Below are 22,331 nucleotides of genomic sequence, written 5' to 3'. Positions count from 1 at the left end.
ATAAGTGGTGATTTCTCCACATAAATTAAGTTTTAGCACGTAGAAATACAGAGGCAATTTTGAATAAATTTAGTGTTTTATTACCTATAATTTTAGCAGCCAGTTTAACACAAACCGTTTTTGCAAAAGATAAAGCGGCATCTGTGAAAAAATCCTGTTTAAAGAATTATCCACTGGCAGTAGGTGATACAGATCCAGAGATTATTGGTTTTTATAATCAGTTATGTGACAAAAAAAATAAGAAAAATGAGAACTTAAAAAATGAAATTTTTGTAGATATTGCCAAAAAATATCAAGCCAATGGTTACAATTTAAAAGCATTGCAAGCGGTCAATCTGCTGCGAGAAAAGAACTATCAGTCGCCTGAACTTACTGATGTCACTTTTTTAGCAGGTATCGCTATTTCTTATAATGCGCTGAATCATATGCGGAGTAATGAAAATCGTACTCTAGATGAACAGACCTATTCTCCTGCCAAAGTGTTGTCGGATAATATTCGTTATATTCAGCCGACGATTGATAAATCTACGTCTACTGCAGCAGATGCTCGTGAAAAAAGCACTGAATCTTCGAGCAATGTGAAATCTAAACAGACGATACCTACAAAAAAACGAACCAATACAGCGTCTACGAAGCCTAAACAAACGAATACAGCAGCAAGTAAAAAGAAAACCACCACGACAGCAAAACCGCAAGCTACAGCGAAAAAACCTGCTACTGGTGGTTCACCTTTCGATACATTGAAGAATAAATAACAAGGAAAAGCACTCATGGCAAAACGTGAAAGTGTACAGAAAAAACTTCAACGAATTCGTCCTCCTCGTGTTCAATTGACTTACGATGTTGAAGTTGGCGACGGTAAAGAAATTAAAGAGTTACCATTCGTTGTAGGGGTGTTAGGTGATTTCTCTGCGGCATCTGAAGTAGAGAAAACTAAATTAAAAGACAAGAAATTCATTAATGTTGATTTAGATAATATTGATGAGGTAATGGAGTCTTTAGCGCCACGTGCTAATTTTCAAGTTGAGAATACCTTGACTGAAGACGGTGGAAAAATGTCGGTAGATCTTACATTTAAGAGCATGGCCGATTTCACTCCAGAGCAAGTTGTACAACAGGTTGATCCATTACAAAAGTTAGTTGCCGCGCGTGAGCGTCTGTCTGACTTGCGTAATAAAATTTCAAATAATGAACGCTTAGAAGATTTACTGGATGAAGTGTTACATAACACTGATCAAATTTGTAAGTTGAGTGTGGAGGCAGAAAATGAGTAATTTTAATACTGCAACTGCTGCAAACCTTGAAGCAACTGAAGAATATTCGCTTTTAGATTCAATTGTTGAACAAAGTCGTATTGCGCGTACAGATCAAGAACATGATCGTGCAAAAAGTCTGATCGGTGAGCTTGCCAAAGAAGTCATGGCAGGTACCATCACCGTTTCGGACAATATGACTTTATCAATTGATAAGCGTATTGCTGAAATTGATGCGTTGATTTCATCTCAGTTAAGTAAAATCATGCACCATGCTGAATTTCAAAAAATTGAATCGACATGGCGCGGTTTGTATTATTTCTGCCAAGAAACGCCTTCAAACTCTCTAACAAAAATTCGTATGTTAAATACGACGAAAAAAGAGCTGATTAAAGATTTCCAAGGTGCGACCGATTTTGACCAAAGCACATTGTTCAAAAAAATCTATGAAGAAGAATATGGATCATTCGGTGGTGCACCTTATGCAACACTGATTGGTGATTTTGAGTTTGACCGTACACCTTCTGATATGTATTTGCTTGAGCAAATTTCACATGTCGCGGCGGCTGCACATGCACCGTTTATTTCGGCTGCTAGCCCGAATATGTTGGGACTAGAGTCTTTTACTGATATTGATCGTCCGCGTGATGTATCTAAAATCTTTGAAACAGCAGAATATGTACAATGGCGTTCATTCCGTGAAAGTGACGATGCACGTTATGTTGCGTTGACAATGCCACGTGTATTGGGTCGTTTGCCATATGATCCAAAAGAAGGCATTGCCACTGAAGGCTTTAACTTCGTTGAAGAAGTTTCCGGCGAAAACCACAATGAATATTTATGGATGAACGCGGCTTATGCTTTTGGTACACGTTTAACCAATGCTTTTGATATGCATGGCTGGTGTGCTGCGATTCGTGGTGTAGAAGGTGGTGGTTTAGTTGAAGGCTTGCCTGTCCATACGTTCAAAACCAATGATGGTGAAGTGGTCTTTAAATGCCCAACTGAAATTGCCATTACCGACCGTCGTGAAAAAGAGCTGAGTGATCTTGGTTTTATTCCGTTAGTTCATTGCAAAAATACTGATTATGCAGCATTTTTCGGTGCGCAATCGACGCAAAAACCTAAAAAATATGACAGCGATACAGCTAATGCAAACTCTGCATTGTCTAGCCAGATCCAATACATCATGGCAGTTTCACGTATTGCACATTATTTAAAAGCAATGATGCGTGACAAAGTAGGTAGTTTTGCATCAGCAGGTAATGTTGAGACCTTCTTAAATGAGTGGTTATCGCAATATGTATTACTTGATGATGGTGCATCTCAAGAAGCTAAAGCTCAGTATCCATTGCGTGAAGCTTCTGTAAAAGTTGTAGAAAATCCAGCTTTGCCTGGTCACTACAAATCTGTGGTTTTCTTAAGACCACATTTCCAGTTGGATGAGTTGTCTGTTTCATTACGACTTGTGACCGAGTTACCTCAGTCCTCAAATTAATTTTGGGTCAACACTATAATAACTTTAAATAAATAGGTATTCAGAACAATGAAAGATATATACATTCAATTTCGTGGTAAGTACAAAGTAGACGGCGAATCTCGTGATGCAGAGCACAAGAGTTGGTTAGAAGTAAACTCTTGGACGCATAACATCCGTCAACCTAAATCTGCGACTTCTTCCAGTGTGGGTGGTCACACCGCAGAACGTGTAGAACATTCTGACATGGTTTTTGTTAAAGATTTAGATGCGACAAGCCCTAAACTTTGGGAAGCATGTTCAGCAGGTTATACATTTGATGAAGTTCAAATTGATTTTTACCGTGCGAATGGCGACAAACGCATTAAATATCTTCAAATCAAACTGAAACATGTGTTGGTTTCTAGTGTGACACCAACCGTAAATGATGAAGGTGTTCCACACGAATCATTTGGTTTGAAATATGCTGCAGTAGAGTGGACATATAACCAACAAGATATTAACGGTACTGCGAAAGGTGCTGTTACTAAGAAGTGGTCATTATCTAACAACACTGCTTCATACGCAGCGTAATAGATGGATTCAGATAGAGGCTAACTTGGGTAGCCTCTATTTTCATTTTTTTAAATATTTATAAGAAGATATGAATCTCGATCAGCTTTATCCTTATGGTTTTAGAACGACATTATTTGACCGCTTATTACCAGCTGATGCTCAACAGACTCAAGGTCTGTCTTTGCAAGAACTTCGTGAATCTGTTGCTTCCGATTTAGAGGATCTCCTCAATAGTCGTGTGGCAAAATTAGATGAACTGATTGATGACTTTCCATTAGCAAAAAAGTCTATTTTGCAATTTGGCATTATCGATTTTGTGGGCTTATCGACAGCAAATCCATCGGATCGTGACAAAATTTGTCAGTCAATTGAACAATCGATTGCTGCACATGAGCCGCGTTTAAAGCAGATTCGAGTCGAAATGCTCATGGATGGTCATAATATGGGGGCACTATGTTTAAGTATTCAGGCATATTTAAATATTCATCCTTTATATGAACCGGTTATTTTTGATGCCTTATTAAAACCAACAACACAACAATATGTTATTTCTCCAAGAGCTTAATGAAGTGGGTTATCTGTGATTGAAGAGCTGTTACCGTATTACGAAAAACAACTACAGGAATTTGGACAACAGTCCCGTGAATTTGCCAGTAAATACCCCAAAATCGCCCAGCGTTTGTCTTTAAACCAAGAACAAATAGATGACCCGCATATTGAGCGTTTAATTCAAGCATTTTCTCTAATTTCTGCACGGATTGATAAAAAACTTGCAGATAGTTATGACGTTTTTACCCGTTCAATTTTTGAGGTGATGTTTCCTCAATATTTAAAACCATTTCCTGCATGTTCTGTGGTGAGCTTCGAAGATATAAATAAAATTAAGCAATTAACAGATCGACACGTTATTCCAAAGGCGACCAGTCTAAAAGCCAAAAGTACGCGTGGTGTTCAATGTGAATATCAGACGGTACAAGAAGTCACTTTATTACCGATTCAATTAAAACAGCTCAATTTCAAAACTCATCCATCGGCACATATGCATTTAAATCAAAATGCTACATTGAGCTTAGGATTTGAAATTTTTTCGAATAAGCACGCTTTACTCAAAAATGAAACTTTGCCGATATTTTTAGACGCTATTTCTAATTTTCCTTTACAGGTTTTAGATAGTATTTTTAAATCGACTACGAGTTTTTCGATTCGTGTGGGGCAGCACATTTTTGATATTGCCAATCCATTTGAAATTATGGGCTTTGATGAAGTTCAAAGTGTTCTACCTATCGATCAGCATACGCATCATGCATATCGTTTATTGATGGAATATTTTTGTGTTCCTGAAAAATTCAATTTTTTAAATCTAAATTTAGATTTCATTAAGTTTTTAAGTTTAGAACACAGTGAATTTGATGTTCAAATGCACTTTAAGCTTAATTTAAACGATCAAGCGGCAATTCGAAATTATTCTGAATTAAATGCTGCAAATTTTAAATTGTTTGCTACACCAATCGTTAATCTCTTCAATAAACAAGCAGAGCCGCAAAAGATTAATCATAAGCGAATGGAATATCCATTGGTGACAGATGCGCACCATCCTGAATATTTTCAGGCCTATAGCATTTTAAAAATGAATATGGTGCGTGAAAAAAGTAACCAAGATGAAGTGTATTATCCGGTACTGCCTTTTTTTGCAATGAGTCATTATCATCAAGATAAAGTCCAGTTTTTTTATAGTTTAAATCCGCAGCAGATGAAGAATAAACATCAGGAATTAAACTATTCAATCATATCTCGTGCTTTAGACCCGCATAGTACTCAGTCCGATTTTATTAGTACTGAACTTTTGTGTAGTAATCGTGAGTTACCTTACGAAAGTTATAATAAAGATCAGAATGCATTAACACTGAATGATAGTAATTTGGCACGTCGTGCTCTGATGCTCAAACGACCGTCGTTACCGTATTATTTTGAGCAAAATAAACAAGAACAGTGGCGGGTCATTTCACATTTATCTTTGAATAATATGTCTTTAATGAAAGGCGATGCGGTCTCTCATATTAAAGAACTTTTGGAATTGTATAATTTACCTAAATCAAAAGAAAACCAAATTATTATCGACTCCATAAAAAAGATTCAGTTTTCTACTACGCAGAAACTTGTGGATAGTAAACCATTTCCATTATTTGTCAGAGGTTTAAAAGTACAGCTCGATATCGATGCGGATATATTTAGAGGACATAGCCTATATATATTTAGTCAATTGCTGGCCCATATCTTTAATTTAAAAGTCAATATGAACAGCTTTGTCGATGTCTCGGTTTTTGATGCAAATAGTCAACAGGAGTTATACCAATGCGTGCAGAACGTTGGTGGCAAGAAAGCTCTGTAATTGACGGACTTTTCCAAGAACCGAAAGCCTACGAGTTTGTTCAAGCCACTCGTTTGTTAAGACATGCACCTTATGGAGCGGCTCAAGTTCACTGGGCAAATGACTTTGAGTTTAATAGTTCACTTAATCTGAACTTCCCGAACACTGAAATTGAAAGTTTAGAGTTCAACGATGAGAAAGTTGAACTGACAAATTTAATGGTAGGTTTAACGGGTATTCAAGGTGCATTACCTTATAGTTATACCAATAAGATTAAGCTCAGCGGGCGACATCAGCGACACGAAACTCAAAAGTTTTTAGGGCTGTTTAATCATAAATTAACAGCACATTATGTTGATGCCAGTTTAAATTATCATTTACCTATTCGTTATGAAATCGAGCAGGATAATCACTATCTTGATATTTTACATGCATTAAATGGTTATATCCGTAGCCAGCATGATCAGCCAGATTTAGATGATTATTTTGCTGAATTCTCAGGTTTAATGCAGGGGCAAAACAATACAGCTTATGCATTAAAAACCATGCTGAATTGTATCTTTAAGCAGAAATTTGATATTCGAGAATTTATCCCTGAAACTTTTGTATTTGAAGAAGATCAGAGAACATGTTTAGGTGGATCTCAGCCAAGCTTATTGGGGCTGAATACTTTTTGTGGTGAGAAGATTCAACAGATTGACGAAAAAATTGAAATCGTGATTGGACCTTTAAATCATGAAGATTATTTAACATTTTTACCGAATCAGGCACGCAGCCTAAAATTAAAACAAATGATTCAAACTTGGTGCAGTCCAACATTAATGGTGGATGTGCGCTTAATTTTACAAAAAGAAGAAATAAAACCGGTGTGTTTAAATTCTTTGAGCGGAATTGGTTTAGCTCAGGGAGCATTTTTACAGCCGAATAAACAGGTCGATAATACAGAAACCTGTTATGCCTTAATGGGGAATTTATAATAATGCTGAAATTAATAATTGGAACCTTTAGTACGCTTTTTGTTTTGTGTACTGCTTTCGTGATTTTTTACTGGCGAGATACAGGCTATGACCCGACAGCTTTCGATTTAGTCACATACTTTTTACTTCTTCCTTTAGCTTTATGTGCAATTATTTTGTCGCCTTATTTGCTTTACAAGGGCATTCAACATCAAAAAGAAAAAAAACTTGAAGCTGAAAAACGTGCAGAAGAACAAGCTGAGCAACAACAACTTGAGGCCATTGAACAAGCAAAACCAAAGCCTATTGATGTACAGCAATTTCGTTTAAATGTTTATTCTTCAGCGGCTTGGCATAGTTTTGGTGAAAACGAACAAATTATCCAAGATATTCAACAATTCAAAAGTCCTGAACTCGATGATAAGTTATTTAATGCATACGGTTTGCCTGTTCTTTCATTTCGAATCAAAGATTTAGATGAACTCACTAATGAAGAAGCAGATGATGAATATAGTGCCATCACCATGCGTGAAAAACGAATCCAGTCACTTATTCAGCAACAACTAGAGCAACACGTTGAAAGTCTATTTTTAATTGCAGAGCATCTGAAGCAATCAGCACTCTTTTATGATAGTGAATTGGCATATCAGTACCGTATGCATCCGGGTTGGGTGGATCCAGATTATACGCAAGATGAACATTCAGAACATTTGGCGAACTATGCACAGCAAGTTTCACGTTTAAATCGTTTAAATGTCCATATTTTGCTTGCTGATAATTTGATTCATCAATGGAATGATGATTATGCTCAAATTATTCAGCAGTATTTATCTGACGGATTTTCGATCATTCCCGAACAAATTCATATCGAGCCACATTTTATCGGCACTCAAGTCGCTTATTCAGAATGGTTAAGCATTTTAGAGATGATTTCAAAACAAAAGTTTGAAGTCAGTTTGATTCTCAATGCTGACTCTGAAATCGATCAAGAATGGATTGATGAAAAGATGTGGTTACAAGAAAAATACATTGCTGCAGAATTTGCATCGAGTTGGTGTTTGGCTGCTTCAGACGTTCAAGTTCGAGGTTTAACTCCAAATAAAGTGCTACAAGTGGTGGCACATGAGCCTGAGTTGAAACGTCATTTAGAGCTTCAAGCACTGAATAATTTAGATCAGTATGATCAAGAACAACCCTTTTTATTGATGTTAGATGATGCAACGGATATGAAAGTGGTGAAAAAATTACAGTATAAATTTAATGAAACAGCGATTGAAACCTATCATTTTTTATATACAAAACAGAATCTTGGAAATACCCAGCAATTGGCAAAAATTTTTGGATTCATGTTGGGTATGCACTTGCCAGAAGAGTTAACTGCCATGATTTATAGCACAGACCAAGAATCGACATTTGCTTTTATTCAAGCATTTTCAGTAGAAGATGAACTTGAACAAGAAACTGTTTAATTAGAATTAAGACGAAATTGAGAACATTGTGAACACACTATTTTATACGATCCTCGGTTATGTTTGGCAGTACGTCACCAATCCTAAAGCGATGGTGGCTTTGTCATTTTTTGTGGCCATTGTTGCCATGCATAATTCGATTCCGCAAAAGACTTTTTATATTGTGGTTGCTGTTTATATTCTCGGATTAATTCTGTGGGGTATATATGAATTAGTACAGCATTATCGTCATAAACAGCAAGGCGAGGAACTTGCTGAGGCGATTGCCAAGGATAATGAAGCTGAATACGGTAAACAAAAAAATAAAGAAGAACTTGCGCTGATCAATCAGCAAATGAAAGACTCGATTCAACTTATCCGTAAATCAAAACTCGGCGACAAAAAGGGTAATGCAGCCCTATATGAATTACCTTGGTACATGGTGATTGGTAACCCAGCAGCGGGTAAAAGTTCAGCGATTTATAATTCTGGTCTTAGATTTCCATTTGAAGAAACTCATCAGAAAATGGTGTCGGCAGGTCTAAGTGGTACTCGTAACTGCGATTGGTTTTTCTCTACAGATGGTGTCTTACTCGATACCGCAGGTCGATATTCTGTTTATGCCGAAGACCATTCAGAATGGTTAGGTTTCTTAAATATTCTCAAGAAAAACCGTTCTAAAGCACCAATTAACGGTTTAATCGTGATTGTTTCTGTGGCGGAGCTTGTTAGTCAAAGTCCTGAAAAATCAATCAAATTAGCCAAAAACTTACGCGCACGTATACAGGATTTGACGGAACGTTTAGAAATTTTTGCGCCAGTGTATATCGTTTTTTCAAAAATGGATTTGATTGCTGGCTTTACAGAATTTTTTGATTGTTATGATAAGGATGAATTTGATCAAGTTTGGGGTGCAACACTACCTTATGATCCAGACTCATCCGAACATGCTGTTGAGATGTTCGAAAAGCATTATTCAATTTTATATGATGGTTTGAAGAGCGTCAGTACTACGCACTTGAGTCGTCGTCATTCGCAAAATATTTCTCCAAGTGTAATGACATTTCCACTTGAGTTTAAAAGTTTAAAGCCAGTGCTCAAAACTTTTATTGGTACGTTGTTTCAAGACAACCCTTATCAGTTTAAACCGGTATTCCGTGGGTTCTATTTCACCAGTGCGTTGCAAGAAGGTGTGATTGAAAGTCCAATGACGGAGCAAATCGCTGAAGACTTTCATTTGGTGAAAAGTACGGATAGTGAGTTTGGCATTCCTACGAATTCTGTTTCGCAAGACCATGGTTATTTCTTAAAAGGACTCTTTTCAACCGTCATTTTAAAAGATAAAAATCTAGTTAAACAACATATCAATCCTGCACGTAAACGTCAGCGCTTTATGGCATTTATTGCTGCATTGTTATTGGTTGCTGTGGTGCTTGGGTTATGGGTTTGGTCGTATCGTAATAACCAACAACTCGTGGCGGAAGTTCAAGCTGACTTAGACAAAGTTGTGCAAATGGAAAGCCGTAGCGGAAGTGAGCTTTCGACTCAATTGGATGCATTGCTGATATTACAAGGGCATTTACAGCAGCTCGATCACTTTGATGAAGATCGTCCTTTGAAATATAGCTTTGGTTTATACCAAGGGAATAAAATTCGTGAAAAACTCAAAGTTGAGTATTTACGAGGTATTCAACAAATTGTATTAGCACCATCTCAGCAAAATATGGCGCAGTACTTACAACGTGTCAAAGCCAATGAATCGACGTTGAAAGAAAATCACGTCAATGTACAAATTACTCAAGCGGTGAAATCAAATCAGCCATATTTAGAACCATCGGATACCAATCCTCAGGATGCCTACAATGCACTGAAGGCGTATTTGATGATGAGCAATCATAAATATATGGAATCGAGCCATTTGAGTGACCAAGTTACTCGTTTCTGGCGTTCATGGTTAGATTCAAATCGTGGTCAAATGCCACGTGGGGAAATGATTCAAAAAGCCGAACAAGTTTTATCTTATGCGATGACTTTAGCTGCTGATCCTGCGTTCCCGCAAATGGAATCTGATCCTTTATTGGTAGATCAAACACGTCAATTATTAACGGCTGTTACTATGGGTATTCCTGCACGTGACCGCGTTTATAATGAAATTAAAATGCGTGGTTCGGTACGTTTCCCTGCAGTGACTGTGAAGCAAATTTTAGGTGAAACAGGCCAAAACAGCATGTTGGGTAGTTATGCCTTGCCAGGTATCTTTACTTACCAAGCTTGGAATGATTATGTAAAAGATGCGATTAACCAAGCCGCGAATAATCCGACTGATACTCAAGATTGGGTACTCAATACCAATCGTTCTGATGACCTGACGTTTAGTGGTAGTCCAGATCAGATCAGTAAACAGTTAACCGAACTTTATAAACAGGAATATATCGCTGAATGGCGTAAATTTTTAAATGCTGTGCATTATGGCAAAGGCGCAGATGTCGCTCAGCAGTCACGTTTTATCGATATTTTAGGTGAACCTGAAAATTCGCCAATTCGTAAAGTTGTCGACCGTATTGCAAAAGAAACCAGCTGGGATAATCCAATTGTTCAAGCAGAACTGGCTGCACCTCAGAAAGGCTTTATTGCCTGGTTTAAACGTAAAGTTCTTAGCCGTGATGATGCGCAGCAGGCACAGCAAGTTGCTTCAAAAGCCGGTCAAGGTGTTATTGCAAAAGAGTTTGATGTGTTCTATCAACTAGTTCGTAAGCGTGATGATCAGCAAAACAAATCAATTTTAGATGAATACATGCTGTCTTTGAGTCAAGTACGTAGTAAGTTCAATGATTTGAAGAGTGGCGGTGATATGGGGCCTGCAAGCATGACATTGGTGAAACAAACCATCAATGATCAAAACTCTGTCTTTAATAGCACGCAAAAATTTGTGGATGAAAAAATGTCTGTGGGTCTGAATGAATTAGATCAACAGTTGATTCAAAAACTCTTTATGCAGCCGGTGACTCAGTCATTTGAAGTTCTTTTGATTCCAGCTCAAAACGAAATTAATAAATTATGGGCAATGCAGGCGTATCAACCATTTACAACCAATCTTGCACCTAAATATCCATTTAATAGTAATGCTACTTTACAAGCGACCAGTAATGAAATTAGCCAAATTTTTGGTGAAAACGGAAGTATCGCTCGCTTTGTAAAAGAATATTTAGATCCATTGGTGATTCGTCGTGGCTATACCTTAACCACGAAAACATGGAAAGATTTGGGCATTGGTTTAAATCCACAATTTGTAGCGAATTTCCAACGCTATGTTGCGCCAAGTAATGGCGTTGCTACAGGGGAATTGAGTCAAGCAGCACCTGCGGCAACCAATCAATCGAACTTCCAATTCTTCCCATTAGAAAATACACAGTTGCTTTCATATACCATTGATATTGATGGTCAGCGTATGGTGTATGAAAACGGTGTTCAGCAATGGGTGAACTTCGTTTGGCCAAATAAAGGGGCAATTCCGGGTGCACGTATTACTGCAATTGACTTGGAAGGTCAAACGCATACGATTTTTGATGAGCCGGGTGAATATGGTATTAACCGATTGGTTGAAGGCGCTCAGCGTACACAAAATGGTAATTCATTTGAAATGGTGTGGCGTAGCAAACAAAATCCAAAAGTGTTTGTTAAAGTGAATTTCCGTTTAATTAGTGGTAACGCATCTGGCCCAACTACAGGTTCAGGCTATTCAGGTATGACTCTTGTTGATCAAGTGGTGACGAATAAAGGTGTTCGTGTCGTCGCAGCGCAAACGATGCCTGCAGGACAAGCGCCTGTAGCGCCACCAGCGACTTCACCGATGAGTGTTGTACAAGGAACAGCAACACCATGATGATGAATTTAAAAATGAGAGCGGTGGCATTCGTGCAAAAGAACAAGGAGTGTGACGATGTATGAAGTGAGAACGACACCGCTGTATTATGGAAAATGTCCAGCTCGTGGTGACTTCTTAAAGAGCCGTGAACAATATTCACTGATTCAGTTAATCGATCAGTGGATCACGGAGGCGCTTGAGTTCGCTATGCGTTCAGACAATTTTAATGCAGCGTATAACTCACTGCCTTCATTAGATTTCTTTATTGCCAGTCCAAAAGATAAGCGTTTTTTGGTTGCCAATTTGATTAGTAGTGAAGACAGTTCAAAGCGTCAATTTCCAATGGTGCTCGCTCATCTGCTAGAAATCGATGATCCTTTCGATAATATTTTGTATGCACCTTATCGTTATAAACAAACCTTAATTGACTTATATCAGCGTAACCGAGTGATGCGTTCTATTCGCGATCCCGATATTTTGCTCGATAAATTAGGCAAACTGAATAACGAAATTCAAGTGTTCGGGACAGAAGAAACCTCTTCTTTTTATGAGCATCATACGTTGCATTCATTTGCACGTTTATTGAATTTTACGCCTTATCAGTTGGCGCAAAGCATGATTGGTCTCGGTTTGCTGCTACAACCGATTATTCATCAGGGTACGTCTCGGTTGAATAAAGTGCTGATCTTACCAATCAATAATATTAGTTACTGCTATGAAATTGCGGCTTTTTGGGTCAATTTAATTAGTCGTTTTGTCGAAAACCAAGATGCTGAGTTACTCATTGGCATCCTACACAGTGATTCACCTGTTTTACTGTTTGGTTTTCAAGGTGCTGATATTACTGCACTCAGTGATGTTTTTACCCAAAATATGCAAAGTGATCATTGGGTTTCCCTGATCGATGCCAGTTGGATTGATCCTTATCTTGAACAAAATGCAGGCTTAGCCGTTTTGGAACAGTCTTTGAGTGAGCGTCAGATCAGCCTTATTCATGGCATTAAACTTTTTAGACAGACTTTTATAGAAGAATAATGATGCAAAGAATCTTACCAATGTTGCCCAAATTTCTTGCGAGTGTGTGCATTTTAGGCTGTTCGGCTTTGCTCTGGGCAGAGCCTATTGTGATTGAAGGCGCTGTACCGAATGAAGCAACCAAGCAAGAAATATTAAATAAAGCCTATTTGACCTATGGTCAGGCAAATGTGGTTGATAAAATTCAGGTTCGAGCGGTTACAGCACCTAATGGTTGGGGTAATAGCGTAAGCCAAATGATTAATGATGACCTAAAAAAAGTAAAACAGGGGAAACTCTCTGTACGCGGAACGCAAGTCGATTTAAGTGGCAAGATGTCAAATCAAAATGATATCCAACCCACGACCACCAAGTTTCAGTCTTTGGTCACAGCACCTTTTCGTTTCAATGCACAGCTTTCTGTCAATCAGGCTGAACAAGCCATTATTGATGCGGCTTTACGTAATCGTATTATTGAATTTGAATCTGGAAGCGCGATTTTAGCGCCATCTGGGGTACAGATCTTAGATGAAATGGTTGTCGCACTGAACCGCGTCGGTGGGAAAAAAGTACGAATTATTGGTCACACAGACAGCTCAGGGAATCCTGAGAAAAACTTAAGTTTAAGCCAAGATCGTGCTAATGCAGTTAAAAACTATCTGATTTCAAAGAATATTGCGGCGGCGAACTTAAGTACTGAAGGGATGGGCTCAAATAAGCCTGTAGCAGACAATGCTACGCCTGAAGGTCGTAAGAAAAACCGTCGTATTGAGTTTGAAGTGCTGTAACTATTTCAACTTAACTACAACGGCTAATGCGTCGAACCCAGTGTATCTAGACTGGGTTTTTTTATGCCAATTGATTCTGTCAATTATTTGATGTCAAAAAAAGACATTTTTAAAGCAGCAGAGTGAAAACAAAATAGGAACATATTTTGAATTGGGCTAAAGCTTTAATTTTTGCATTTTATACCACTAAAGCATTCATATTTTGAGCAATAAAACAGTGGATTCTAAAATCAATTAAGGTTAAAACATAAGAACCAGTTTTGGATATGCGTTTCATATCTACTGCTTTCAACCTTGTCGATAAAGAATAATCACTTTTGACATGGTACAAAGTTTTAAAAATCTGCAGGACAGTGCGGAAAAACAACAACTCAATATGGATGAATGTGGGAGCAAAGAATGCTTGGTAATATGATGTTTAAACCGCTTTTGATTAGTAGCATGATTGAACATGCGGGTCGCTATCATGCGGATAGTTTAGTCATTTCAAAAAATACAGACACGACGATTACGAAAACCACTTGGGGTGAAGTCCATAAAAATTCAAAACGATTTGCTAATGTTCTTGCTTCACTCGGTTTAAATTTAGGAGATCGTGTTGCGACCATCGCTTGGAATAACCATCGTCACTTAGAGTCTTGGTACGCTATTTCAGGTAGTGGTTATGTATGTCACACCATTAATCCGCGTTTATTTCCAGAACAATTAATTTTTATCATCAATGATGCCGCTGACCGCGTGATGTTATTTGATAAAACCTTTTTGCCTTTAATCAAAGCAGTAAAACCACTATTAAAATCTGTTGAACATTTTATTTGTTTAGATGCACCGGATGCAGCAATTGTCGAAGCGGTGCCAGATGTTAAATTTTATGATGAACTTATCGCGGGACAATCTGCAGACTATACATGGCCAGAATTAGATGAATTATCGGCTAGTTCTTTATGTTATACCTCGGGTACCACAGGCAATCCAAAAGGCGTGTTGTATAGCCATCGTTCAACAGTCTTACACAGTTATGCGATTTGTATGCCGGATTCATTAAATATCTCAGCGCGAGATATTATGATGCCCGTTGTACCGATGTTCCATGTCAATGCATGGGGTACGCCATACGCTGCGGCAATGGTGGGATGTACTTTAGTGCTGCCAGGCCCAGGTTTAGATGGAGCAAGCCTGACGCAAATGATTGATGACTATAAAGTATCTGTTGCATTGGGCGTTCCAACGATTTGGCAAGGTTTAATTAATGCTGCGCAGCAAGCGGGTAGTCAGCTCCAGAGTTTAGTGCGTAATGTAGTTGGTGGATCTGCTTGCCCACCTGCGATGTTGAAAGTCTTTAAAGAACAATTTAACTGTGAAACGATTCATGCTTGGGGAATGACCGAAACCAGTCCATTAGGTTCTTCAAACCAATTTAAAGCCAAACATTTGTTATTATCTGAAGAAGAACAATTACAAGTACGATTATCACAAGGTCGTCCGCCATTTGGAGTTGATTTACGTATTACCGATGAAGAAAACGGTACACACGAAGTTGCACGTGATGGAGAAACGACGGGTAATTTACAGATCCAAGGGCATTGGATTATTGGCAATTACTTTGGCAAAACAGAGTCTGCATTAACCTCAGATGGTTGGTTTGATACCGGGGATATTGCAACCCTGAATGAAGATGGTTTCTTAAAAATTAGTGACCGTTCAAAAGATTTGATTAAATCGGGCGGTGAATGGATTTCTTCTGTTGAGTTAGAAAATTTAGCTATGGGACATCCCAAAATTGCAATGGCAGCAGTGATTGCAGCTACTCATCCGAAATGGGATGAGCGTCCTGTATTAATTGCGATTAAAAAGCCAGATGTTGATTTATCTGATACAGAAATTTTGGATTATTATGCAGATAAAGTTGCTAAATGGCAGGTACCTGATAAAGTAATTTTCGTGGATGCTATTCCATTGAGTGGCACAGGGAAAATGCTGAAAAAAGATCTGCGTGAGCAATTTGGTGCTGTATTACTAGAAAGCCAACTTAATAGATCTCTTTCATAAATCAAAAAACGATCTTCTTTTTGGTTAATATTTGCACTCCGGATTTCTTAGCATTCGTGCATAATCTGCGGATGAAATACATCGATTCAAACAAGCTTTCTGATCCTCAGTTCAAGCGATACACAGGCATCTCATGGTCAACTTTCTATTTGATGGTTGAGCAATTGAAGAAACATGTCCCTGCCAAAGGCAGACCGCCCAAGTTAAGCCTGGAGGATCAGGTTCTGCTCTGTCTGAGCTATTGGCGGGAATACCGAACCTTATTTCACGTTGCGACGAGTTACGGGGTTTCAGAGCCCACAGCCTCAAGAATTGTCCGTCATGTTGAAGACTGCCTGATTCGGTCCAATCTGTTTAATTTACCCAAAGATTTACCAGAGGGCGAAGGCATCGACTGGAATGTTGTGATCGTGGATGCCACAGAAATTCCAATCCAAAGGCCTAAAAAAACAGAAGAAAAGCTATAGCGGCAAGAAAAAGACCCACACTTTCAAAGTACAGGCCATCATTCATTATCAAACTCAAAAAATCCTGAGTTTATGTACGAGTCGTGGTGCCGTACATGATTTCGAACTCTTCAAACGTAACTTGAATCAGATTCCTGCAGGTGCATTTATCCTTGCGGATAAGGGTTATCAGGGAATTTATACAGTGTATCCAAATAGCCTGTTGCCATTAAAAGCCAAAAGACACTGTAAATTGGATCCTGAATTGAAAATCTATAATCATGAAATCAATAAAAGAAGAATCGGAATTGAGCATGTATTTGGCAGCCTGAAAACCTTCAAAATCCTTGCTGAGCGTTATCGAAATAGAGGTAAAAGGCTTGGTTTGAGATTCAATTTAATCGCTGGAATTTATAACTTAGAGCTGAGTGAAAAATGACTTATGAAAGAAATCTAATGTAAGTTACTAACTATATTGGTAAAGAGCAAAACGCAAAGGTGACATGCCTTTGCGTTTTTTTATAAAAACTTAAATTTTGATAAATACCATATTCTTAATATGAGGTTTTTAAATAAAATTTTTTCAATGAATCCATAACCAAGAGAGGTGGTCCCACTTGTTTGAACAACTAAAAGCGTATTTATAAGTGATATTCCGCTCTAGTTAAGCCACCTTGTTTTGTTGGGGTAGCTGATCATAGTAAAACTCATTTGGTGTCATTTTGTCTAGACTCGAATGAGGTCGTTTCAAATTATAAAACTCAAAATATGCACTTAATTGCTTTTTCGCATCTGTGACACTGCTATAAGCTTTGAGATACACCTCTTCATATTTAACGCTCCGCCATAATCGTTCAACCATCACATTATCTACCCATCGACCTTTACCATCCATACTGATTTGAATGCCATTTGATTTCAATACATCAATAAATGCATCACTGGTAAACTGGCTGCCTTGGTCTGTATTAAATATTTCAGGTCGACCATATTTTTCAATCGCTTCATTTAAAGCCGAAATACAAAAATCCACCTCCATACTAATCGATACCCTATGCGCAAGTACCTTGCGGCTATGCCAATCAATCACAGCACATAAATAAACAAAGCCTTTTGCCATAGGGATATACGTTATATCCGTAGACCACACTTGATTACTGCGCTGAATAGCCAACCCTTTGAGCAGATATGGATATTTACGGTGAGCTTGATTAGCCTGGCTTAAATTTGGTTTGCAATATAACGCCTGAATACCCATTTTCTTCATTAAAGTACGTGTATGACGTCGTCCTATATGATGTCCTTGACGATTCAACAAATCACGCATCATACGACTGCCTGCAAAAGGATATTGCATATGTAATTCATCAATACATCGCATCAGCTTCAGATCTGATGCACTCACAGGTTTTGGGCGATAGTAATAACAACCACGGGAGACTTTCAGCAGCTTAGCTTGCTTAGATACTGAAATCTGAAGTGAGTCGTCGATTAACTTTTGTGGTTGAAGCGGCCCAGTTTCTTCAACACACCTTCTAAAAAATCAATTTCTAATGCCTGCTCACCGATTTTTGCATGTAGTTTTTTTAGATCGATGGGTGGTTCTGTTGGAGCTTTTGATTGATCGAAAGCTTGCGAGGAAGCTGAGATCAATTGATTTTTCCAGTCAATAATTTGGTTTTGATGAACATCAAACTCAGCACTCAATTCAGCAAGTGTTTTTTCTGCTTTAATCGCAGCAAGTGCTACCTTAGCTTTAAAATCATTTGAATGATTTCTTCTTGGTCTACGTGCCATAAAATACTCCATATATTGATGTTTATAACATCATTTGAGGAGCAGAATATCACTTATAGGAGTTGTTCAAATTTACGGATCCATCTCTCAAGTTCAATGAATAATCTAGCCGTGTTGGGTCGCATTCAATTCAATAAAAGCGTAAATTGATGAGGCATCCACCGTTAAACCACCTTTCTTATGTTTCCAGTTTGGATCTTATTCACTTTAATGGCTGCTTTTATGCAGTCATGGCGCAATGCATTTCAAAAGCAACTCAGTACCACTGTTGATGTGTATGGTGTCACCCTTGCTCGGTTTATTTTTGGACTCCCATTTGCCTGCATTTATTTATTTGTGCTGTACCAACAACAGCCTGTGAGTCAGGTAACCACATTTACACCTATGTTTTGGGTCTATGTGGTGATTGCAGGACTAAGTCAAATTTTAGCGACGATTTTAATGGTCTTGCTTTTTAAACAAAAGAATTATGCCATCGGCGTCGGTTTAGCGAAAAGTGAAGCCATATTTGCGGCCATTGTTGGGGTGATTTTCTTAAGTGAACATTTAAGTTTATTTGGTTGGATTGGTGTTTTGGTTGGTGGTGTTGCCGTTTTTCTTTTAAGCAAAGGTTCTCAACGACAAAAATTATCTCTGCCAACGTTATGCATTGGTGTAGGGAGTGGATTAAGTTTTGCTATTACCTCTTTATTGGTTCGTGAAGCCAGTTTAGAGCTAAGTGATTTACCGACTTTGCATCGTGCGGCGTGGGTACTGTTGAGTGTAATTGGCTTTCAATGTGTGATTATGCTGCTGTACCTCAGTCTATTTAGCCGCAAAACGCTCATTGCCATGTGGGAGAGAGTCGGTCTGACCTTTCGTGTTAGTGTCTGTAGCTTTCTAGCGTCCTTGGGTTGGTTTACTGCCATGAGCATGCAAACGGTTGCGATTGTCAAAACCCTAGGTCAAATCGAAATATTATTTAGCCTCTTAATCTCTGCATATTTCTTTAAGGAAAAACTCGCAAGAACTGATCATTGGGGCTTAGCCTTAGTGGTGATTGCGGCCATTATGGTGATTTGGGCTTAATGTGTGCTTTAAACAGACATGAAGGTAAAAAAAGTCCGAATTTAAGTCAGATTTTCGAATATTTTTTTTAATTAAAAGATGAGAAATATTTGATGTCCACTAGGATATTTATCATGGAATTGTTTATGATTTAAAGTATGACTAAACTTTGAACATGATTGAAAATGCTCAAGTTGTTCAATTTATATGTTTTTTTCAAATTTTAGCGTTAAATTTTTTTATTATTTTTTATTTATATTGCCAAAATAAACAATATATTGATGGGAGGGCTTAAATTTGGAAATACTCATACAAACATTATCCTTCCCAGCATTGTTAACGATTTTAGCTTCGGCTTTAGGCTGTGGACTACTCATCGGTTTGGAGCGTCAACGTAACAACAATTTGGACAGTGAACAGAGCTTTGCCGGTTTACGCTCATTTACCATTTGTGCGCTGTTTGGAGCATTGTGTTTTTTAATCCATTTAGCTGTTGGTGTAATCGGTGCAATTGTCGTCAGTATGTTTAGCTATTATGGATTAAGCCAGCAAAAACAAGATATTGGCACAACCACAGAACTTGCTTTTGTTATGACCTATTTAATCGGCGCTGCTTGTGTATTTAATATTCCATTGGCTGCGTGTTTGGCTGTGGTGCTGACCCTCATACTAGTTGGAAAAAAAGGCTTACATCATTTTGCAGCGCATTGGATCAAAGACTATGAGTTAAGAGATGGAGTCTTTTTACTGGCATTGATCCTAATTGCCTTACCTTTAACGCCGAATCAAGCCTATTGGGGTTCAGTATTAAATCCCTATGTGATTTTAAAATTACTGATATTGATCTTGGTGGTGCAGTCATTAGCGCACATCGCCAAGCGGCTTCTATCTTCTGATAAAGCGATTATCTTATCGGCCTTGGCATCAGGTTTTGTGTCGAGCACAGCAACAATCGCAAGCTTAGGCATGGAAGTGCGAGCAGGAAAAGCCAGTGCCAAAAGTAATGCAGGGGCAGGACTTTTTTCATGTGTTGCGACATTGGTTCAACTTTTGATCATTGTCCTTGGGGTGAGTTTTGCTTGGTTTAAAATATTAGTTATACCAAGTATCGTCGGCATCTTGATATTGGTCCTTACTGCGTTATATCTGATTTATGGCTCATCTCAAGTTCAGCATAATAAAGAGTCAGAACCTGAAATGCTTCGTGTAGAGGCGAATGAAACAGTGCCGTTAGAAAATACTGATAGTCGAATGTTTAGCTTAAAACAGGCGGCAATCATTGCCATCACGCTTACTTTAATCCAAGCACTTGTTTATGGATTAAATCTCGCTTTAGGTGATAAAGGCTTAATTTTAGGGACATTATTAGCATCACTCTTTGAAGTCCATGCAGCTATGGCAACCGTGGTGATGCAAGGTAATATCGACAATTTAACATTGGTTTATGCTGTGGTGATTGGATTATCAGCCCATGCGATTTCAAAATGTGTGAATGCATTTCTCACAGGTGGCTGGAAATATTTTCTATATTTTGCACCAACACAGTTACTTCATATGCTGTGCCTAATCGCGGTTTTGCTATTCAGTTTAAGATAAATGAGCCAAGTGACTGCTTCTTATTATTCATGGCGCAATTGCATTAATCTGGCTTTAATTTGTGGCCAACTGGTTGAAATCCAACATACCAGCGAACCTAATGTCACCAAAATGGCACCATGCCAAAAACTTAAACTCAGTGGTGTCTGTAATATAAACATTGAAATAACCGAAGAAAAAATCGGACTAAAATACGATAAAGTTACCAATATCGTAATATTGCCTTTTATAATACCTACATTCCACGCTGCATAACCCAAAGCAGTCACGATGGACACGATCAACATATACATACCGGTATGTAAGTCTACGGCAGGCATTCGCGGAATACCGTGAAATATCAACATTTTTAGCCATAGCATAATCGTGATCACGACGAAAAAGAATGAAATAGGGTTATGTCCAAGACTGTATTTACGTGTAATCACACAGTAGAGTGACCATAAACTCGCTCCCATAAAAGCAAGAAAATAGCTTAATGGATTAGACTGAATGTTCGTAAAGACTGTAGACCAGTTAAAACTTCCATTACCCGTTTGGATCAAAATGATGCCACCCAAACAAATGGCTAAACCAATGATTACGAAAAAGTTAAATTTTAATTCTTTAAATAAGATTAACGCGGCAATTGTCAGACTCGGCCATAAATAATTGACTAAACTGATTTCAATCGCTTGTTGAGCAGTTTGAGCCAAAGCAATGGCATACGAAAAACACAACTCATAAATCACAAATAGAATAGTGGCGTATATCAAAAATTGGCGCGGAACCAGTTTAAGGTTTGGAATTTTAAATAAGAGCAATAGAATAATTGCACTCAATGTATACATAAAGAGCACTGCAAGATCAGGGCCAATACTGAAACTAATTTTCTTAAGTAAACCAACAATAGAAGACCATTGTAAGATTGCACTGAATCCAATCAGCGTTGCAAGATTTTTGGACATGATTGCTCGAAGATTTCGCAAATGGCGAATGAATTCTAAGCTTTAATTATAATCTTTCTTTAGTTGTTTAGTCTAAGCGTGAAATTATCAAACTCTATTTAATTAAAAATATTTAGAGCTCGTTGTACGTCAAGAGCAGCATGGCGATGAACTAGGTTTAGGTTCTGGCTTATTAACGCACGATTTAAAACTTGGACAATATATTCATGCCTATATTCGTGCGAATCCAAATTTTCACTTAGCAGAGGGCGTTAAGTCAGCAATTATGATTGGCAATGGCTCAGGAATGGCGGGTTTGCTTTCACATCTTAAGCAACGTGTCGCAACAGAGCACTATCAAAACTGGTTAATTTATGGTGAGCATTAACAAGATTTCGATGCAATTTTTGCTGATGAACTGCATGAATTACAAAACCAAGGTAAAATTTCAGAAATCGATCGGGTATTTTCTCGTGATGGATTTGCTGAAAAGTATGTGCAAGATGTCCTAGTTGTAAAAAAAGCTGAATTGTTTGATTGGCTAGAGCAAGGGGCTTGTCTCTATATCTGCGGCAGTTTGAATATGGCCAAAGCGGTAGATGCCACTTTGCAAGAGATACTGGGCATTGAACAACTGCATACACTGCGTAAAGCAGGTCGTTACCGCCGTGATGTGTATTAAAAATAATGGCTATTCAATAAATAAAGTAAAAAATCCTCCAAACGTGGGGGATTTTTATGTTTTC

Annotated in this window: 19 protein-coding genes; 17 read left to right on the top strand and 2 right to left on the bottom strand. The window is 38.1% G+C overall.

Translation table 11 applies throughout. The annotated features are described in order from the left end of the window. Positions 1–59: 59 nt before the first annotated feature. The 14 genes from MST16_RS08350 to MST16_RS08285 all read left to right on the top strand — a co-directional run bounded on the left by MST16_RS08350 (position 60) and on the right by MST16_RS08285 (position 16,658). Positions 60–755, top strand: a complete 696-nt coding sequence (locus MST16_RS08350) for a hypothetical protein (RefSeq protein WP_180005372.1) — start codon at positions 60–62, stop codon at positions 753–755. A 15-nt stretch (positions 756–770) separates the two neighbouring features. After that, positions 771–1,274: a type VI secretion system contractile sheath small subunit gene (gene tssB / locus MST16_RS08345; protein WP_180092574.1), complete on the top strand. Its 504-nt coding sequence runs from the start codon at positions 771–773 to the stop codon at positions 1,272–1,274. Continuing rightward, on the top strand, positions 1,267–2,751 hold the full coding sequence (tssC, locus tag MST16_RS08340; RefSeq protein ID WP_168379480.1) for a type VI secretion system contractile sheath large subunit: 1,485 nt from the start codon (positions 1,267–1,269) through the stop codon (positions 2,749–2,751). The genes tssB and tssC overlap by 8 nt, the downstream gene beginning before the upstream one ends. Before the next feature lie 48 nt (positions 2,752–2,799). Then, a complete protein-coding gene (locus MST16_RS08335; protein ID WP_078190771.1) occupies positions 2,800–3,303 on the top strand; it encodes a type VI secretion system tube protein Hcp in 504 nt (167 codons plus the stop codon). Positions 3,304–3,373: 70 nt separating this feature from the next. Continuing rightward, complete coding sequence (gene tssE / locus MST16_RS08330) at positions 3,374–3,850, top strand: type VI secretion system baseplate subunit TssE (RefSeq protein WP_078190770.1); 477 nt, start codon at positions 3,374–3,376, stop codon at positions 3,848–3,850. Between the two features lie 15 nt (positions 3,851–3,865). Continuing rightward, the gene (tssF, locus tag MST16_RS08325; protein ID WP_180005371.1) at positions 3,866–5,674 is read left to right on the top strand and encodes a type VI secretion system baseplate subunit TssF; all 1,809 of its coding nucleotides are present in this window, start codon (positions 3,866–3,868) and stop codon (positions 5,672–5,674) included. Continuing rightward, positions 5,638–6,630, top strand: coding sequence for a type VI secretion system baseplate subunit TssG (gene tssG, locus MST16_RS08320; RefSeq protein WP_180005370.1), 993 nt, complete (start codon positions 5,638–5,640; stop codon positions 6,628–6,630). The genes tssF and tssG overlap by 37 nt, the downstream gene beginning before the upstream one ends. Before the next feature lie 2 nt (positions 6,631–6,632). Further along, positions 6,633–8,078, top strand: a complete 1,446-nt coding sequence (locus tag MST16_RS08315; RefSeq protein ID WP_180065983.1) for a hypothetical protein — start codon at positions 6,633–6,635, stop codon at positions 8,076–8,078. A 28-nt stretch (positions 8,079–8,106) separates the two neighbouring features. Then, positions 8,107–11,940 (top strand): type VI secretion system membrane subunit TssM, encoded by a 3,834-nt coding sequence (gene tssM / locus MST16_RS08310; RefSeq protein ID WP_180092577.1) that lies wholly within the window; start codon positions 8,107–8,109, stop codon positions 11,938–11,940. Positions 11,941–11,997: 57 nt separating this feature from the next. After that, positions 11,998–12,957, top strand: a complete 960-nt coding sequence (tagF, locus tag MST16_RS08305; RefSeq protein WP_078190765.1) for a type VI secretion system-associated protein TagF — start codon at positions 11,998–12,000, stop codon at positions 12,955–12,957. A 20-nt stretch (positions 12,958–12,977) separates the two neighbouring features. Further along, positions 12,978–13,724: an OmpA family protein gene (locus tag MST16_RS08300; RefSeq protein WP_257222640.1), complete on the top strand. Its 747-nt coding sequence runs from the start codon at positions 12,978–12,980 to the stop codon at positions 13,722–13,724. Between the two features lie 399 nt (positions 13,725–14,123). Further along, on the top strand, positions 14,124–15,773 hold the full coding sequence (locus MST16_RS08295; RefSeq protein ID WP_180012039.1) for a long-chain-fatty-acid--CoA ligase: 1,650 nt from the start codon (positions 14,124–14,126) through the stop codon (positions 15,771–15,773). A gap of 71 nt (positions 15,774–15,844) precedes the next feature. Continuing rightward, positions 15,845–16,240 (top strand): transposase family protein, encoded by a 396-nt coding sequence (locus MST16_RS08290; RefSeq protein ID WP_071851480.1) that lies wholly within the window; start codon positions 15,845–15,847, stop codon positions 16,238–16,240. Then, positions 16,188–16,658 (top strand): transposase family protein, encoded by a 471-nt coding sequence (locus MST16_RS08285; RefSeq protein ID WP_257245648.1) that lies wholly within the window; start codon positions 16,188–16,190, stop codon positions 16,656–16,658. The genes MST16_RS08290 and MST16_RS08285 overlap by 53 nt, the downstream gene beginning before the upstream one ends. Before the next feature lie 225 nt (positions 16,659–16,883). Here the strand turns inward: MST16_RS08285 and MST16_RS08280 are convergent. Next, positions 16,884–18,016 (bottom strand): IS3-like element ISAba14 family transposase gene (locus MST16_RS08280; RefSeq protein WP_223155595.1). Its coding sequence is split into 2 segments (ribosomal slippage): positions 16,884–17,764 and positions 17,764–18,016, totalling 1,134 coding nucleotides; the frame shifts between segments, so codons are not numbered across the junction. A gap of 180 nt (positions 18,017–18,196) precedes the next feature. On the opposite strand from MST16_RS08280, the gene MST16_RS08275 reads away from it, so the two are divergent. After that, positions 18,197–19,084, top strand: coding sequence for a DMT family transporter (locus MST16_RS08275; RefSeq protein WP_180004521.1), 888 nt, complete (start codon positions 18,197–18,199; stop codon positions 19,082–19,084). A gap of 276 nt (positions 19,085–19,360) precedes the next feature. After that, the gene (locus tag MST16_RS08270) at positions 19,361–20,659 is read left to right on the top strand and encodes an MgtC/SapB family protein (RefSeq protein ID WP_180004519.1); all 1,299 of its coding nucleotides are present in this window, start codon (positions 19,361–19,363) and stop codon (positions 20,657–20,659) included. A gap of 23 nt (positions 20,660–20,682) precedes the next feature. On the opposite strand, the gene yddG is transcribed toward MST16_RS08270, so the two are convergent. Next, the gene (gene yddG / locus MST16_RS08265; RefSeq protein ID WP_180004517.1) at positions 20,683–21,606 is read right to left on the bottom strand and encodes an aromatic amino acid DMT transporter YddG; all 924 of its coding nucleotides are present in this window, start codon (positions 21,604–21,606) and stop codon (positions 20,683–20,685) included. 475 nt (positions 21,607–22,081) lie between these two features. Between yddG and MST16_RS08260 the strand changes: the two genes are divergently transcribed. Next, positions 22,082–22,267 carry a hypothetical protein gene (locus MST16_RS08260; RefSeq protein WP_180004515.1) on the top strand — a complete coding sequence of 62 codons (186 nt, stop codon included), beginning with the start codon at positions 22,082–22,084 and terminating at the stop codon, positions 22,265–22,267. The last annotated feature ends 64 nt before the right edge of the window (positions 22,268–22,331 follow it).

This window comes from Acinetobacter sp. YH16040_T, from assembly GCF_024605785.1.
Taxonomy (GTDB): Bacteria; Pseudomonadota; Gammaproteobacteria; order Pseudomonadales; family Moraxellaceae; genus Acinetobacter; species Acinetobacter amyesii.
The sequence above is the reverse complement of the archived record's forward strand: the minus strand, read 5'-3'. Positions and strand labels throughout refer to the sequence as shown.